General features: G+C 62.8%; 9 protein-coding genes. 5 read left to right on the top strand and 4 right to left on the bottom strand.

Annotated elements, in window-relative coordinates; all coding sequences use genetic code 11:
- Positions 1-146 precede the first annotated feature (146 nt).
- From DPM35_RS04970 to DPM35_RS04950, 5 genes are all read left to right on the top strand, one after another.
- Positions 147-2327, top strand: coding sequence for a pyruvate kinase (locus DPM35_RS04970; protein ID WP_112126159.1), 2181 nt, complete (start codon positions 147-149; stop codon positions 2325-2327).
- Positions 2328-2348: 21 nt separating this feature from the next.
- A complete protein-coding gene (locus tag DPM35_RS04965) occupies positions 2349-2918 on the top strand; it encodes an adenylyl-sulfate kinase (RefSeq protein WP_112126158.1) in 570 nt (189 codons plus the stop codon).
- 71 nt (positions 2919-2989) lie between these two features.
- On the top strand, positions 2990-4441 hold the full coding sequence (locus DPM35_RS04960) for a cation:proton antiporter (protein WP_112126157.1): 1452 nt from the start codon (positions 2990-2992) through the stop codon (positions 4439-4441).
- Positions 4438-5583, top strand: a complete 1146-nt coding sequence (locus DPM35_RS04955; RefSeq protein WP_112126156.1) for a PqqD family peptide modification chaperone — start codon at positions 4438-4440, stop codon at positions 5581-5583. The genes DPM35_RS04960 and DPM35_RS04955 overlap by 4 nt, the downstream gene beginning before the upstream one ends.
- Positions 5580-6575, top strand: a complete 996-nt coding sequence (locus DPM35_RS04950; protein WP_112126155.1) for a nucleotidyltransferase family protein — start codon at positions 5580-5582, stop codon at positions 6573-6575. Before DPM35_RS04955 ends, DPM35_RS04950 begins: the two co-directional genes overlap by 4 nt.
- A 575-nt stretch (positions 6576-7150) precedes the next feature.
- Here the strand turns inward: DPM35_RS04950 and DPM35_RS32770 are convergent.
- From DPM35_RS32770 to DPM35_RS04920, 4 genes are all read right to left on the bottom strand, one after another.
- A complete protein-coding gene (locus tag DPM35_RS32770; RefSeq protein ID WP_245431427.1) occupies positions 7151-13171 on the bottom strand; it encodes a metallophosphoesterase in 6021 nt (2006 codons plus the stop codon).
- A 285-nt stretch (positions 13172-13456) separates the two neighbouring features.
- The gene (locus tag DPM35_RS04930; protein WP_245431426.1) at positions 13457-14968 is read right to left on the bottom strand and encodes a lipopolysaccharide biosynthesis protein; all 1512 of its coding nucleotides are present in this window, start codon (positions 14966-14968) and stop codon (positions 13457-13459) included.
- 68 nt (positions 14969-15036) lie between these two features.
- Positions 15037-15987: a sulfotransferase family protein gene (locus DPM35_RS04925; RefSeq protein WP_112126152.1), complete on the bottom strand. Its 951-nt coding sequence runs from the start codon at positions 15985-15987 to the stop codon at positions 15037-15039.
- A 62-nt stretch (positions 15988-16049) separates the two neighbouring features.
- Positions 16050-17369, bottom strand: coding sequence for an HlyD family type I secretion periplasmic adaptor subunit (locus tag DPM35_RS04920; protein ID WP_112126151.1), 1320 nt, complete (start codon positions 17367-17369; stop codon positions 16050-16052).
- Between the last annotated feature and the right edge of the window lie 10 nt (positions 17370-17379).

The following is a 17379-nucleotide window of genomic DNA, read 5'->3' as shown; positions in this document are numbered from 1 at the left end:
GCCGCGACGATGGCAATCCATCGACCTCAACGCGCAAACCGCCTCGATGCCGGCGGTCGCGTCCCTTTCAGCAGGATCGTCGGTCGGATCAGACGATCAGCCATTCATCGCACGAACCGCGCAAACACGAAACGGAGATGGGAGCAATGAAAGCCAGGGAAGTCGAGTTGCTATGCACGCTGGGTCCGGCGTCGCTGAACGACAAGGTCATCCATTGGCTGGAGCGTGTCGGCACCTCGCTGCTGCGTGTCAATCTCTCGCACACGAAGATCGAGGATCTCGAGCGGATCATCACCTTCATCCAGAAACGGACGCGTATTCCGATTTGCCTCGATACCGAAGGCGCGCAGGTTCGAACCGGCCCGCTGGCCGACGGCAAGGTGACGGTGCGCGAGAATCGGTTCCTGACTGCCCGGGCGCGGCCAGTGGCGGGCGACCAGTTCAGCATCAGTTTCTACCCCGCCTATATCATCGACAAGCTTCAGGTCGGCGACTTCATCAGCATCGACTTCAATGCGGTCCTCACCCAGGTCGTGGAGAAGAACAACGACGCAGTCATCCTACGGGTCCTGAACGGCGGAGAGCTGGGCCAGAACAAGGCTGTAACGGTGCAGCGCGCGCTCGATATGCCGCCTCTGACCGAAAAGGACTTGGCAGCCATCGCGATCGGCCGCCGCATGGGTATCCGCCATTTCGCGCTTTCCTTCGCGCATCGTGCTTCGGATGTCGACGGCATCCGGGCAAAGGCCGGCGCCGGCGCGGTCATTATCTCGAAGATCGAGTGCCTGAGCGGCCTGCGCCATCTCGCGCCCATTGCCGACAAGTCGGACGCGATCCTGATCGATCGCGGCGACCTGTCTCGCGAAGTTCCGATCGAGCAGATTCCGGCAATCCAGAAGATGATCATCCGCACCGCCAAGGCGCATGGCGCCAAGGTCTATGTCGCAACCAACCTGCTGGAATCGATGACGAGCGCGCCAACGCCAACCCGGGCCGAAGTCAACGACGTCTACAATACCTTGGCGGACGGCGCCGACGGTCTCGTCCTGGCGGCCGAAACAGCCATCGGCCAGTATCCGGTGAACTGCGCCAGGATGGTCGTCAAGGTTGCCGAGCAATTCAAGCGCAATTGGAGCAGCGCAGCGCACACCGCCCGCGTGCGTCCTTCATCGCTGCTGGGCGACATCGAGCCGCACGGCGGGCGCCTGGTCAGCCGCACACTGGGACCGGCGGAAGAGCTGGAGACAGAGGGCCTGCCGGTGGTCACGGTCGGCGATGACGACTTGACCGACATCGAACAGATCGCCCGCGGCACCTTCTCGCCGCTGGATGGTTTCATGGACAGGGCGTGCCTGGAAAGCGTGCTTGAATACAATCGGCTTCCCTCCGGCCTGGCATGGACCATGCCGGTCGTCCTGGCTGTTCCCAAGGAGATCGCGGGCCGATTTTTGAAGAGCGATCGCGTGCTGCTTTCCAGCAAAAGCGGACTGCCGCACTCGGTACTCGACGTTTCCGAAGCCTTTGAGTTCGAGCCGGAACTGCTTGCGCGCAAATGGTTCGGCACGGATTCGCGCGAACATCCAGGTGTCGCCCGCGTGCTTGCGCGCGGCGGCCACTTCCTGGCCGGCGGCATCACGCTCATCCAGCCGCTGCCTTTGCCGTACCGGCGCTACGACCTGACTCCGGCCCAGCTGCGCATGGTCTTCGCGCATAAGGGCTGGAGCCGGGTCGTGGCCTTCCACAGCCGCAACATGGTCCACCGCGTCCATGAGTTGATCCAGATGGCTGCTCTGGAGCGCACCTACGCCGACGGCCTGCTGATCAACCCCGTCGTGGGACTTGCCAAGCGCGGAGATTTCATGCCGCATCTCATCCTCGACGGCTACCAGGCCATGCTCGACTACGGCATTTACCCGCCGGGCAAGGTGGTGCTCGCAAGCTTCATCACCTACCCGCGATTTGCGGGCCCTCGCGAAGCCGTTTTCACGGCGCTGTGCCGCAAGAACATGGGCTGCAGCCATTTCATCATCGGGCGCGACCACTCGGGCGTCGGCGGTTTCTACGGTGCCAACGCGAGCAGGGAGCTGTTCGATGAGCTCGGCGACGTGGGCATCGAACCGATCTTCTTCGATGCCATCGGCTACGACACCCAGTCCGAAAGCTATGTCGATCTGAGCGCCTGCAAGGCCGCTACGCCCATCAGCGGTTCGGAGATCAGGCGCGCCTTGAGGGCGGGAGAGGCGCTGCCGAACTGGATGATGCGATCCGAGGTGCAGGACGTCGTGCGCGCCGAGATGATGGTGCAGCACGCGCTGTTCCAAGAATAGGGCGCGAGCCGGGGATGAAAGATGGTCAATGGAACGAAACATTTCGGGTTGATGTCCCGGCAGGATTGGGGGCATCCGCAGCCGGGAACAGTATTGTGGCTGCTGGGGCCGACCTCGGCCGGCAAGACGACGCTGGCGATGCGCGTCGTTGCCGATTTGCGACGGCATGGCGTTCCGGCCATTATCTTCGATGGCGATGAGGTTCGCGGATTCTTTGGCGCCGATCTCGGCTTTGGCGCGGACAGCCGTTTGCGGGTGGTCTCGGTCCTGGTGCATCTGGCCAACAAGGCGGCCGACGCCGGCCTGCACGTGGTGGTCGCTGCGCTCACCGCCGGGCAGGATGCACGCCAGTATGTCCGCGAGAATGTCACGAACCTGACGATCGGCTATGTCGCCTGCTCCGTCCAGACCTGTGCGCAGAGGGATCCGAAGGGGCTGTATCGTAAGGCGATGAGCGGCGAGATCGATACCCTCATCGGTTACAACAGCGAATATCGGCCACCGGCCGATCCGGACCTTGTTCTCGATACCGAGGCGCATTCCGTGGATGAACTCGCGGCGCGGATTGTTGCCTCTTATATTCGGAATTGAGCGGGGAGCATGCGTGACTCCTCGACGAAATCGCGGGTTCACCTTCCGAGCGCGTCAATCAAGGTGGAGCCATGACCGATTCTGAACTCGCGCGTTTCTTTCTATCCTTCGTCGTGCTGCTCGTCGGCGCGCTGGGCGGTGGACATTTGTTCGAGCGGCTGAGGCTGCCGCGCGTGATTGGCGAGATCGCGGGCGGAATTGCGCTCGGGCCGTCCGTGCTGGGGCTCGTTTCGCCCGAAGCGCACAAATGGCTGTTTACCGGGTTTGCCGCCCAAGGTGCCTTGCTCTCGGCCTTTTACTGGCTGGGCCTCGTCTTGCTGATGTTCACCGCCGGCTTCAAGATGCAGACGGAAGCCATAGCGGGATCGGGCCGCATCATACCGGCGCTGGTGATCGGCGCGCTCGTGGTTCCGTTCGCATTTGGCTATCTTGGCGCGCCGCTGTTCGCGGACGCACAGAAGGGCGATGCCTTTGCGTTCAAGCTGGTGATGGGTATCGCCGCGGGCGTCACATCGATCCCGGTCATCTCGCGCCTCTTTCTCGATCTCGGCCTGATGAACAGCGCGTTCGCCCGCAACATTATCGGCGCAGCGACCATCCAGGATCTCATTCTTTGGTGCATGCTTGCCATCGCCACGGCGGCGCAGCATGGCGACGCTGCCGACGCGGGAAGCATCGGGCGGGTGATCGCCGTCAACCTCGCCTTCGTGCTCGTCTCGCTCTTTGTCGCGCCGGCCGTCGCGCGAGAGACTCGTCAAAGGGTCTTCGGCAAGTTTAGCGAGGCATCTTTGACCGGCTACACGATGCTATTGTGCCTTGTCTTCGTCGCGGCCGCGAGCCTTTTGAACGTGAACATTGTCTTCGCCGCGCTTCTCGCGGGTCTCGTAATGACGCGTTTTCCCTCGAGGCATCTCGCTCCGGTGAAACAGCATATCGCCGACATCTCGATATGGTTCTTCGTGCCGATCTATTTCGCGCTGGTGGGGCTGCGGCTCGATCTGGCGCATCAGTTCGACGGTTCGCTCATCCTCTTCTTCATCATCGCCAGCACGGCCATCAAGTTGGTGAGCTGCACTATTGCCGCCAGGATAGCAGGTTCGGACTGGGCCAGGGCTTTCGACTATGGCGTCGCCATGAACACGCGCGGCGGGCCTGGCATCGTGCTGGCGAGCGTGGCCTACGCGGCCGGCATCATCGATGAACGCATGTTCACCGCGCTGGTGCTCGCGTCGATACTGACTTCCCTCGCGACAGGGTTCTGGTTGCGCTTGCGGCTGGCGCATGATCCTCAGGTGTTTGTCGAAGTGGCACGGCCGCCCGACCCGGCATCGGCGATCAAGGAGTACCTGGTCCGGGCTGCCCGACCCCCGTCAAGCCGAACCCAGAACGCGGCTGCCAAGCGCGCAGGTGCAGCGTCGGCTGGGAATGAGAAAGAGCAGTCCGCTGCGCCCATCGAAGGCGCCGGCTCTGCAACGATAGCTCGGACCGCCGCGGCGTATTGGTGGAGGGCGACTATTCGATGAAGCAGAGCGAGGCGATGACCGCGCGAAACGCGATCGATTGCGGCCCGGCCACATTCGTGGTCCAGGCTCGCTTGGCGCGCGTCAGGGGGCAGAACCTCCTGTTCAGCCCATCCCAGCAGGCTATCTTTGCCGTCAACGATACTGCAGCCGATATCTGGCGCTCGCTGGAAGAAGGCATGCCACCGCAGGCCATCTCGGTCGAGATTGCACGCGGCGGCGTCGATAGCCGCGAGGCAAACCAGCATGTCGAGACCGCGCTTCGGGATTGGCAACGGCTGAATCTCGTACGGCCCCGCGCGGCGGCGTCTCCATCATCGGCCCAAGTGAGCCAGGTGATCGCCATTGCCGGCCTTTTCATACGCATCCTGTATCCGGCGACCTGCGCCTTTCCCGCTATCCGCATCTTTCGGCATATCGAGGTCCGAAGGGAGACTGCAGACATTCTGCTGCGGGTGGTTCAGCACCGGGAACGGATCCATCTGTTCCGGGATGACGAGTGGGTTCTGTCCTGCTCCCCCGACGAACTTCCAGTCATGCTGAAAGGGCAGTTGCTGACCGAGGTTCTCGACTACGGCGCCTATGAACTTGCTGTCCACGCGGCCGCGGTTCTTAGAAATGAACGCATCGTTCTTCTTTGCGGCAATCCGGGCGCGGGCAAGACAACGCTGACCATGGCGTTGGTCCATGCGGGGTTCGGCTTCGCATCTGACGATGTGACGCTGCTGGACTCCAGTGGGCGTGGCGTGGGGCTTCCGTTTGCCCCTGCGGTCAAGGCAGGGGCATGGCCGCTCCTGGCCGAATACTGCCCCGATCTCGATGCCGTTCCGGTCAGTCGTCGCCCGGACCGTAGGCGGGTTCGGTTTGCCATGCCCAGCGAGTTCGTGCCCTTGCCACCTTTCCCGGTGCCAATCGCCTGTGTGGTCTTGCTCCGTCGAGGTCGCGACTTGAAGGCTGGCCTGGAGCCGGTCGAGCCGGCCGGCGCGTTGCGCGGCTTGCTCAACGGCGCATTTTCACCTGGCCGAGAATTGAGCAGCGCCGCGTTTGACGTGCTGACCCAAGTCATCGAATCGGCGGAGACCTATCGCCTGACCTATTCGAGGCTGGATGATGCGGTGGAGCTGATCGCGAGCGCGTGCCAATGATGCGCAGGAGCAATGCCCTCGAGGCGTTGATCGCCGGACTTCGCGGCTGCCCGACCGACAGGGCCGACTGGCAGGCAGTGATTGCCCTGGCCAATCACACTCTGCTCACACCCGACTTGTTCTCGTCGCTTTTGCTCGCCGGCCAGACCGACCGACTGCCGCGGGACGTGCGCGAGTATCTTCGGTTCGTTCACGACTGCAACCGGGAACGGAACCTGCGCTTGCAAGCTCAACTGGGCGAAGCTGTTGGGGCCCTCAACCGCCGCGGCATCGTTCCGCTCCTCCTAAAGGGGGCCGTTCCCTTGTTCCTTTCCCCGGCTGGCCGGGTTCCCAGCAGGATGACCAGTGACCTCGATCTGGCCGTGGAACCGGCCGAGGAGGGGCCCGCTCGCGCCTGCCTTGAAGAGCTGGGTTATGTCGAGGTGGCGGGCGCTCGAGGCATGGCCCGCCAGCAGGACGCCGGAATGCTGGAGGTTCGGCCGAGCCGGGCGAACGGCTTTGAGCCGCCCAAGCTCGTCCAGCAAGACGGTCTTTTGGCGAACATTCCGCCTGCGCAGTCACGAGCCTTGCACTGGATGGAGCACGACCTCGTCAAGGAAGGGGATTACTGGCGCGGAAGGATTGATCTCAGGCATCTTCACGATCTGGCGCAATTGGCGCAAAGCGACGATGTGGATTGGACGGCGCTGCAGGCATCCGTGTCGGACCAGGGTGCCCGTAATGCGTTCGACACTCAACTCCTGACTCTGCGGCATTTCTTCGGGACCCGGATCCCAGCGAATTGCGCGCAGCGGCCCCTGGTCCGTTTCCAGCACTGGAGGCGCGTCTTCACCGCGAGACACCCCATTATTGGCGCCCCGATGCGTCTGGCCGGCAATCTGGCGTGGGGCATATGGCGGTTTTCACGCGCCGATGGTTTGGCCCGACGCGGACCCTCCGACGTCGCGCGTCGCATCGCTCGCAAATTCCTGGGCGGTCGCACGAAAATCTAAGCCTTTTGGAGAACTAGTACTCCGTGTCAGAAAATATAAAGTAAAATCTCTGGATTTGGGAAATTTATGGGGGGTTTGACATGTCGACTGAAAGCACAAAACGCTCACGGCAGACGTCGGAGACCTTGATCTCTGAATCTCAGGCCCGCCGAGACTTTCTCAAGAAGGCGGGGCGTTTTGCGGCGGTGACTCCGCCGGCCATAACACTTTTGCTCGGCACAAGCTTGAACTCCAAGGCGATTGCCAAATCGGGAGGATCACGCCCGGGCCACGGCTGGGGGGACAAGAACAAAATTCACCTCGGTCCTCCCGGCCAGGTGGGTAAGTTCTTCGATCCGCCTGGTCACGGTCACGGAAAATAAGCGTTTCGAGAGCGTAGAGTACTAGACCGGTTTGTACAGCCCGGACCGCGCGTGGCACACCAGAGTGCCACGCGCGATCCGGGCTTTTCCTTTGCCGCGTACAGGCTCACGCTTGCTATCTGCCGCATGCGGCAGACCTTCCCGGGAAGCGCCAGCTGGTCGCCGCTGCATGTTCCTGACGGAAAACCGCTACGCGCTTTTCCTGGAATTGCTCTAAGCCAGCAGCAGACTGCTCACGAAATTGTCGTTGTGGAATTGCTCCACGTGAACACCGGTCAGCGTAATCTGATCCCCACCGCCCAGGGTCGCCACGACATTCGAGCCTTGGTTCGTTGCCACCTGCAGGAACTGGCTGGCGTTGTAGATGCCGAAGGCTCTGAGGTCGAGGACGTCGCCGGTGCCGGCGCCGGGCAGGAAATTCATGACCGTGTCCTGACCGTCGCCGTGGGCGAACACGAACAGATTGTGCTGGTTGCCGGCGACCAGCGTGTCGTTTCCGCGCCCCCCGATCAGCGTGTCGTTGCCGCCTAGACCCCACAGATAGTCCGCACCGGTCGTGCCGTTCAGGACGTAACCGCCATTGACGATGGTGGGCGTGCGGCCGGCGGGCGTCGGCACAAAGTAGGAATCCGTCAGCACGGGGGTTGCGGTTGTCCCGTTGAAGCTGCTCACCTTGTAGAACTCGATCAGCATGCCCTGGTCCGTCACCGTCACCAGGTTGGCGCCGACGTCGGGGACGGTTTTGCCGGCGCCGCCGAGGCCGGTGGTCGTGTAAGGAAGAAAGACGCCGTCGCCATTGTCGTCGCGGTTCTCCCGGTAGTAGTTGTGCTCGTGGCCGGCAAAGACCGCATTTACACCCCATTGCTCGAAGGGCCATTGCATGGTGGCGGTGAAGCCAGCTGGATTGTATGGCGTGTGATGGAAGTAGGCGACGTTGAAGCTCGCGTCGGAAGTCGCGAGAAGGTTTTGCAGCCAATGGCCCTGAACCGAGGTGGAGCTACGGCCATCCGGCTCCTGCTTGTTGCTGTTGAGGGCGAAGAAATGCACCGGCCCGATCTGGAAGTCGTAATAGCGCTCGTTGTCGGGCAGCGTGAAATAGTTCAGGTAGTTGGTAACGTTGTTTTCGTTGTATTCGTGATTGCCTAGTGTCGGGAAGAAGCGGTTGATGCTGCTGCCGCTTCCATACGCGCCCTGATAGTTGCCGATATAGTCGTGGTATTGCTGGCCGACTGCGGCGTCCATTGCCTGCGGCGCGTAGACATTGTCGCCCACGGTGAGGATGAAATCGACGTTCCAGGCATGCACCATCGCCGACACCGCCTTCTCGCCGGAGAGATCGGTATCGCCGTAGTCACCAAAGACCGCGTATCGGTATAGCACCTGCGGCGCCGTCACCGGCACGACGCTGAGGCTATAGTCCTGTCCCGCGGTGCTCCCGTCGGAGGAGGTTGCGGTGACGTGGAGGTTAATGGACGGCTCGGTTGCCGCGTTGAGGGTTCCCGTGCCTGAGCGCGTGATGACGCCCGTGTTGGCATCGATGGCGAAGCGAGAGTCGTTGATGCTGTAGGTAACCTTGTCGGCTACATCGGGATCCTTGGCCGACGCCGTGATGTGGACCAGAGTGCCTGCGGCTGCGTTTTGGACGATCTGGTTGGCGGCGGAGTCGGCATCCTGCGGATGCTTGAAGCTAACCGGGCCGGTCGTCGGCACGTAGTACTCGATATGCAGCAGCGGGGCGCCGGCGGCGCTGCCGTCGAAGGAATAGGCGCTGCGCGTGCCGCTGCTGCCACTGACGACGAATGCCATGTCGTTGAGCTGCAAATAACCCGGCTGGTTGATGATCTCCTGCACGATCGCCGAAAGGTTGGGGGTGCGTTCGGCGAGGCCGGCTTCATTGATCACGGTCCAGTCGGGTGGCGTCCACGTCACCGACGCATTGGTCATCGGGCGCGAGGTGACGTCGTTTATCTCACTCTCGAAGGGGGTGGCTTCGTCGCTTTCGCCGCGGATCAGGAGCGACATGGCGCCCGTACCGGTATTCTGGGCCTGGAACTGGATGTAGGCATTGGTGATGACGGCGTCGTAGGGAATGTCGACGCTGGTGAAGCGCATTCCAACCGTCTCGACCTTGGTGCCCGAAACGACCATGTCGAGATGGGTGCTGATGAGGTCCATCCCGCCCGTGGGACCCTGTTCAACGTCGTCCGCGCTGGACCCGATCCTTGCTTGGAAGACCGGCCCAGTGGTCACACCGAGCGCGTAGTCTTGCGCGGCGGTGCTCCCATCGGACGAAGTTGCGGTGACGTGGAGGTTGATTGTCGGCTCGGTCGTGGCATTAAGCGTGCCGGTGCCCGAGCGCGTGATGACGCCCGTGCTGGGATTGATGGCAAACCGCGGGTCGTTGATGCTGTAGGTCACCGTCGACCCGGCATCGGGATCCTTGGCAGAGGCCGTAATCCCGACGGCCGTGCCGGCGACGGCGTTCTGGGTGATCTGGTTCGCGGTCGTGTCGGCGTCGGGCGGCGTGTTGAATGCGACCGGTTCCGGGCTGTCCAGGACGGCGAGGGTAAAGGTCTGGTTGGCGGTGCTGCCGTCCGACGAGGTTGCCGTCACCGTCAGGTTGATCGACGATTGGGTTTCGAAGTCGAGCGTGCCGGTGCCCGAGCGCGTGATGACGCCGGTGCTGGAATTGATGGCGAAGCGTGCATCGTCGAGGCTGTAGGCAACGGTCGAGCCCACGTCGGGATCCGTGGCCGAAGCCGTGATGCCGATGGCCGTACCGGCGGCGGCGAGCTCGGCGATCTGGTTGGTGGCGGTGTCGGCGTCGGGTGGGGTGTTGAAGGCGACCGGACCGCCGGCCGGACCGGGCAGAGTATATTCAATGTGGAGCAGGGGAGCGCTGGCCGGATTGTACTCATAGGAATCCGCCGTACGCGTGCCCGTGCCGGTGATCAAAAAAGCCATGTGGTTGAGTGCCGCCCAGCCGGAACGGTTCACGATTTCCTGAACGATTGCCGTGAGGTCTGGTGTGCGCTCCGCAAGGCCATGCTCGCCCACCGTTGTCCATGGAGCAGGCGTCCAGGCGACGGATGCCGTCGTCCGGGGAAGCGAGGACACGTTGAATTTGACGTTGGTGAAGGCGCTCGCGTCGTCGACATTGTCGCCCTGGATCAGCAGCGACGTCGCGCCGGTCTTCACCTCATTGGCCTGGAACTGGATATAGGCATTGGTGATGACGGCGCCCTTGGGAATGTTGATTCCTGCGAAACGAAGGCCATCAGTCTGGGCGGTGCTGCCGTCATAACCCAGCTCCAGGTCTGTGACGTTGGTCGACATCGCGCCGGAGTTCTTTTGCTCGACATCGTCGCCGGCGGTCGCCACCCTTGTCTCGAAGATCACTGGCGTGCTGCTCGTCCCGGAAACGGCGACGCTGTAAGCGTGGGTATCGGTGCTGCCGTCGGACGAGGTTGCGGTAACGGTGAGGTTGATCGTCGGCTCGGTCGTCGCATTGAGCGTGCCGGTGCCTGAACGCGTGATGACGCCGGTGCTGGAATTGATGGCGAAGCGCGAGTCGTTGATGCTGTAGGTCACCGTCGATCCGGCATCGGGATCCCTAGCCGAGGCGGTGATCCCGACCGCCGTGCCTGCGGCAGCGCTTTGGGCGATCTGGTTGGCGGCGTTGTCCGTATCCGCCGGCGTGTTGAAGGCGACGGGCTCCGGGCTGTCGAGGACGGAGAGAGCGAAGCTCTGATTGGCGGTGCTTCCGTCGGACGAGGTTGCCGTCACCGTCAGGTTGATCGACGACTGGGTTTCGAAGTCCAGAGTGCCGGTGCCCGAGCGGGTTATGACGCCGGTGCTGGAATCGATGGCGAAGCGCGTGTCGTTGAGACTGTAGGTGACGGTCGAGCCGGCGTCGGGATCGGTGGCCGAAGCCGTGATGCCGATCGCCGTGCCCGCGGCGGCGAGCTCCGCGATCTGGTTGGTGTTGGGATCGGCGTCGGGCGGCGTGTTGAAGGCGATGGGCTCCGGGCTGTCGATGACGGAGAGAGCGAAGCTCTGATTGGCGGTGCTGCCGTCGGAGGAGGTTGCCGTCACCGTCAGGTCGATCGACGGCTGGGTCTCGAAGTCGAGCGTGCCGGTGGCCGAGCGCGTGATGACGCCGGTGCTGGAATCGATGGCGAAGCGCGTGTCGTTGAGACTGTAGGTGACGGTCGAGCCGGCGTCGGGATCGGTGGCCGAGGCGGTGATGCCGATCGCCGTGCCCACCGCGGCGAACTCGGCGATCTGGTTGGTGGTGGGGTCTGCATCCGGCGGCGCGTTGAAAGCCACCGGCAACTGGCTGGCCGTGACGGCGACGTCGAAGGCGTGGGTATCGATGCTGCCGTCGGAGGAGGTTGCTGTGACGGTGAGGGTGACCGACGGCTCGTTCGTCGCATTGAGCGTACCCGTGGCGGAGCGCGTTATGACGCCGGTGGTGGAATTGATGGCGAAGCGCGGGTCATCGATGGTGTAGGTGACCGTCGAACCGGTGTCGGGATCTCTGGCCGACGCCGTGATTCCGATCGCCGCGCCCGCGGCGGCGTTCTGGGCGATCTGGTTGGTAGCGGTGTCGGCGTCCGGCGGGGTGTTGAACGCGACCGGCTCCGGGCTGTCCAGGACGGCGAGGGTATAGGTCTGGTTGGCGGTGCTGCCGTCGGAGGAGGTTGCCGTCACCGTCAGGTTGATCGAAGACTGGGTCTCGAAGTCGAGGGTGCCGGTGCCCGAGCGGGTGATGACGCCGGTGCTGGAATCGATGGCGAAGCGCGTGTCGTTGATGCTGTAGGTGACGGTCGAGCCGGCGTCGGGATCGGTGGCCGAAGCCGTGATGCCGATCGCCGTGCCCGAAGCGGCAAGCTCGGCGATCTGGTTGACGGTGGGGTCGGTATCCGGCGGGGTGTTGAAGGCGACGGGCTCCGGGCTGTCGAGGACGGCGAGGGTGTAGGTCTGGTTGGCGGTGCTGCCGTCGGAGGAGGTCGCCGTCACCGTCAGGTTTATCGACGACTGTGTCTCGAAGTCGAGCGTACCCGTGGCTGAGCGCATGATGACGCCGGTGCTGGAATTGATGGCGAAGCGCGCATCGTTAAGGCTGTAGGTAACGGTCGAGCCGGCGTCGGGATCCGTGGCCGAGGCGGTGATGCCGATGGCCGTGCCCACTGCGGCGAGCTCTGCGATCTGGTTGGCGGCGGTGTCGGCGTCGGGCGGGGTGTTGAACGCCACCGGAGAGCCGGCCGGCAGAAGATACTCGACATGCAGCAGCGGCGCGCTGGCTGGGTTATATTCGTAGGAGTCGGCCGTGCGCGTGCCGGTCCCGGTGATGATGAAGGCCATGTGGTTGAGAGCCGACCAGCCTGAGCGGTTTACGATCTCCTGAACGATCGCCGTGAGGTCCGGCGTGCGCTCGGCAAGGCCGTGATCGCCAACCGCTGTCCATGGGTCCGGCGTCCAGGCCGTGGATGCCGTCGTCCTGGGAAGCGAGGATACATTGAAGCTGGCAGCGGTGAAGGGGTTGGCGTCGTCGGTATTGTCACCCTGGATCAGCAGCGACGTCGCGCCGGTCTTGACCTCGTTGGCCTGGAATTGGATGTAGGCGCTGGTGATGATGGCGCCCTTGGGGATGTCCACGCCGGTGAAGCGGATGCCGACGGTCTGGCGCGTGGTGCCGTCATAGCCCAGTTCCAGGTCGTTGATGTTGCTTGAGATCGAACCGGACCCCTTCTCCTCGACATCGTCGCCGGCCGCCGCCACCCTCGTTTCAAAGATAGGATCGGCGCCAAGCGCGCTGCTGATGGTGAGCGAGGTCGCCGTTGGTGTCGCGCTGGTGCTGGCAACGGCATCGGTGTGTGTGGCACTCCCGTCCGCATTGGTCGTTGGAGGATCCGGCCAGAAGCCGGAAACTCTCGCCGCCACGCTGTTGAGGAAGGTGCCGTCGAGATGACCATCAAGTCTGGATGCCGCCTCGGCGAGGCCAGTGAGTTTGAGCCCGCCATCGCCCTCTTGGTTTGGAGTGATCCCCTGCGCGGAGATGAGGCTGTCGATCTTGATCGAGGCTTGATCCGCGCCGTCATTGCCAGGGCCAGCGGTGAGGCTGTCGCCATGCCGGGACCTCACAACGTTCGGATCGTCGGTTGCGAACGGAATCGGGCTATCGTCGAGCGGGTGAAAGCTTTTGAGGGACGTCGCGCCGAGCTCGGTCATAAGTGGTCCGCTCGCGCTATCGATGTCCGTATTTCGAGCTGATTTGGACATTTCAGAGATCCTTTGCCGCTATTTTCCGGACCTGGGCCTTGATAGCCTCGGAGGTGGATGCTCTGGCCGGCTCCGGTCTATCGCATCGGGATCGCGCCGGAGACGGGAGCAGGTCGCCATCGCCGCAGACAACCCGACAGGGGCGTCAGTGGCGACCTCGAATCGAGCATGGCGATGGTTGGGTGGCGCGTGAGGCCGTGGCCGGAAATCCACGACCGGGCGCGTCGAGTTATGTCATTGATCAGCCTGCGCCTTCTTCAGTCCGGGCCAGGCTGGCACCACCGCGGCGAGCAAGCGCAGCAGTGATATCCCCTCGCGCCCAAGGAACAGAGACGGCAGAATCCAGCACAACAGCAAGCTCCCGGCGGACGCCAGCAACGCTGTATCGACGAGCAGGGTAAGAGGCGGCAGCCGCAGTTCGCGCAGCCATTCCACCAACGTCCAGGTGCCCATGCCGAGGGCGGCCGCGAGCGCAAGGCCGGGCACGTGCGCCATGGCGAATTCCCACCACGTCATCGCCGTCACGCGCAGGCTCAGTTGTGCCATGAGGAAGAAATTGACACCGAATGCCAGGCCGACACCGAACGCTACCCCTTCCACGCCCCAGAATTGGCCTGTGATTGCACCGACAAAGACACCGATGGTGAAAACTGCCTGGCGCCATGCTCGGGCGTACACCGTTCCGGTTGCCCGCGAGACGGAGTCGCTAAGCTTGTAGCTCGTCCGGAACAGCATGCTGAATGCCAGCACCTGGAGCGGAACGACGACTGACTCCCATCCCTTTCCAAGAACAACCCGAACCAGTTCGGGCGCTACGATCGCCACGACCGCGCTGGCCGGCAGAACGAGCAAGGCGCAACCGGCGACTGCTCCGCGATAGGCGCGGGCAAGCCTCACGGGCTCTTCCTGGACCAGCGCCATGGTGGGGAACAGCACGCGATCGAGAACTTGGCCGACGATGACCGCTGGCGTCGTCATAAGTTGCGACGACAGCCCATAGACGCCGAGCGCATCGGCCCCCAGGTATCGGCCCACGACAAGCCTGTCCACCTGAGTGGCGAGGTAGTTGAAGACCCGGGCAATTGTGAAGCCGCCGCCAAAATAGAGCAGCTCGACGATGGCGCTGCGTTCCAGCAGCGGCCTCATCGGGTGTGGCTGGCCGGCGAGCAGCACGATGGTGCGGAACAATTGCTGGACCAAGAGCGCGGCGACAAGAGCCCATACGCCGAAGCCGAACCAAGCCAGCACCGGGCCGACAATCGCGTAGCCGACCGCAAACGCGATTGCGTCGACGAGCGCGAGCCAGCGGAACCGCAGCGCGCGCTGGGCCGAGGCCAGCGCCACCATGGAAGCACCCTGGAAAAGGAAGATGAAGCAGATCGCGCGCACGATCGCAGTGAGATCGGGGAGACGAAGGAGGCCGGCTATGGCGGGCGCCATCGCCCAGACAAGCGCGGACACGGCCAGGCCGAGGATGAGCGACAAGGTGTACCCGACCCGAAGATGCCGCTCCTCCAGCACCGGTCGCTGGACGATTGCAGGCGTAATGCCTAGCCCCTGGAAGATGGCCGAAAATTTGATGACGATTAGCGCGGCGGAGTAGAGGCCGAACTCGTTGGGCGAGAGCAGCCGGGCCAGGAGGAGGAGGGCGACAAGCTCCGCAACTGCCAGGGCGCCCATGGACAGGCCCGTCCAGAACATACCCACAATACTGCGTTTTGCCAGTCCGCGCCGAATGTCGCCCACGCCAATCTCCACTTGCTTGGTTACTCGACCGACCAAGGCGGCGGGCAAAGCCCTTTCCGGCAGGCCGCTTAGCCAGACGACGGAATACCCGGGTGGCCATGCCGAAACGCCAACGGAGCCCGCGTTGGCCGCGGGCCATGCTCAACGAGAAGGGACTGCGGGATCTCGTAGCGATAGAACTCCATCTCATCCCGGATCTCCGGTATGATCGCCGTCAGTTCCTTCCGGTCGAGGCGGAGCCACTTCTGCTGACGGCCGGGATCGATCATCTCCTTGGCCGTGCGAACGATATCGTCGGTGCAGCGCAGGCCGCAATGTTCATAGATGCGTCGTAACACCGGCTCGGGATCCTCCATCAGATCCTCATAGCGAAACGAGAGCACGCGGCCGGTTCCCAACCTGGCGAGATCTTCCCGCGCCTTTCGATTGCCGCGCGCCCATTGGCGCGCGATCACCGTCAGCTTGTCGTTCTCCTTCAGGTCCCGGTCTATCCCCTTGTAGCGCGGCCCGTAGATCGGTGTGTATTTCCTCTTCAGCACCTTCTTGGAAATCATCTGCCTTATGAGATCTTTGGCGTAGTAGTGAAGTTGCGTCACCGGAGTGACCGCCAAAGTTCTCCGAAGACCTTTGAGGGTCTTTGTTCTCTGCCATTTAAGCTCCATGGAACTTATGCAAGAGAATGGATTTCGCGTGATGTATAGAAAAATGGCTTCCGGAAAAACCTCGTGAACGAACGGCACGCGCAGCACATTTGACGGGGTGTTCTCCATGATCTGTCGGCCACCGTGCCGCGACTGGTATTCCAGGAACCGGCCACGAATGTAACGGACGACCTTTGCGGTCGCGTCGGTTTTGCCAAACTCGTCATGGCGCCGGGCCGGATCGGCATAGAGCCACAACGTCCGTGGTTCATACCAGGTGACGATGTCGGGATGCAGCCCAATCAATTTCTGCGCGATGGTGGTGCCCGACCGATAGTTGCCTATCAGGAAAATCGGAGGTTTCAGCTCAGTCGTCATGGCGACAAATCCCTGTTCGATGCGGGTGGACGGCCCGAAACGTCAACCCGCGCGGAATTCAGCTACTGATCCCGGAACGCTCGCATCATCTGGTCCGTCAAAGGCTTCATCAGATAGGAGATCACCTTGCGATCTCCGGTTCTTATGAATGCCTCCACCGGCATGCCGGGAATGAGCGATACCGGCCCGAGTTTCTTCAGATCGTTCGGTTCGGGTTTGATGCGCACCAAATAGTAGGCTTCATTGGTACGTGGGTCGCGCGTCACATCAGCCGCGATCATGGATACAACGCCCTCCGTTTCGGGCGTCGTGCGCACGTTGAAGGCGGTGAAGCGAAGGCGCGCGCTTTGGCCGATCAACAACTGGTCGATGTCTTGCGGAGCGGCCTTCACCTCGACGGTGAGAGCGTCGGTGTCGGGCACTATCAGCATGATAGGCTCCCCCGCACTGATCACGCCGCCCACGGTGTGGACGGTCGATTGATGCACCGTGCCGCTGGCGGGAGCGCGGATGTCGATGCGTGACAGCTGGTCCTGCGCCGTGACCTTCCGCTCCTCGAACTCGTCGATCTTGGCCTCGACCTCGCGCAACTCGCCTCCGGTCTGGCTGGCGAACTCCTTGTCCAATTGCAGTATCTGCAACTCGACTTCGGCGATGGCTCCCCTAGCCTGGGCCATGTTCGCCACAAGCTGCGCCCGCTCACCCTCGATGCGAGTCGCCTCGCGTTCATATTCGGTCAACTTCGATTTGAGGACGAGCTTCATTTCAACCAGGCTGCGGATGTCGGCAAGTTCGTCGTTGATCAGCTCGATCTCCCTGGCCTTTGCCGATTCCTGAGATGAATAGCCTTCGATCTGTTTGCGGAGCTGCTCTATGCGCTCGCCCAAGCGCGCCTTGTTGCCAGACAGCTCGACCCGACGAAGCTCGAACAACCGTTGTTCGCTGGCCACCGTGGCCGCAATCTCGGGGTCATTCATTCGCACGGCAAGCGTCGGATCAAGCACGATCCGCTCGCTGCCGTCGCGCTCGGCCTCGAGGCGGGACTTTCGCGCAAGCAGCTCGTCCAGGTTATTCGTCACATAGGCCAGATTGGCGCGCGGAATGGTGTCGCTCAGCTGGACCAAAATGTCTCCGGCCCGGACGCGGTCGCCGTCGCGCACGAAGATCTTGCCGATGACGCCGCCGGTCGGATGCTGCACCTTCTTTTCGCTGGTCTCGACCACCACCGTGCCATGCGTGATCACTGCTCCTGAAATGTCGACCGTCCCGGCCCAGACTCCCATTCCGCCGACGAGCAGCACCACGACGGTCATTCCGCCAAGCAGATTGCGGCGAATGGATCGCCGGTTGGCAAGCAACCGGTTCAGGGCGACCGCCGTCATTGCCGTTTCC

It is taken from the genome of Mesorhizobium atlanticum (genome assembly GCF_003289965.1).
In the GTDB taxonomy this organism is placed as follows: domain Bacteria; phylum Pseudomonadota; class Alphaproteobacteria; order Rhizobiales; family Rhizobiaceae; genus Mesorhizobium; species Mesorhizobium atlanticum.
This window is presented reverse-complemented; position numbering and strand designations above follow the sequence as displayed.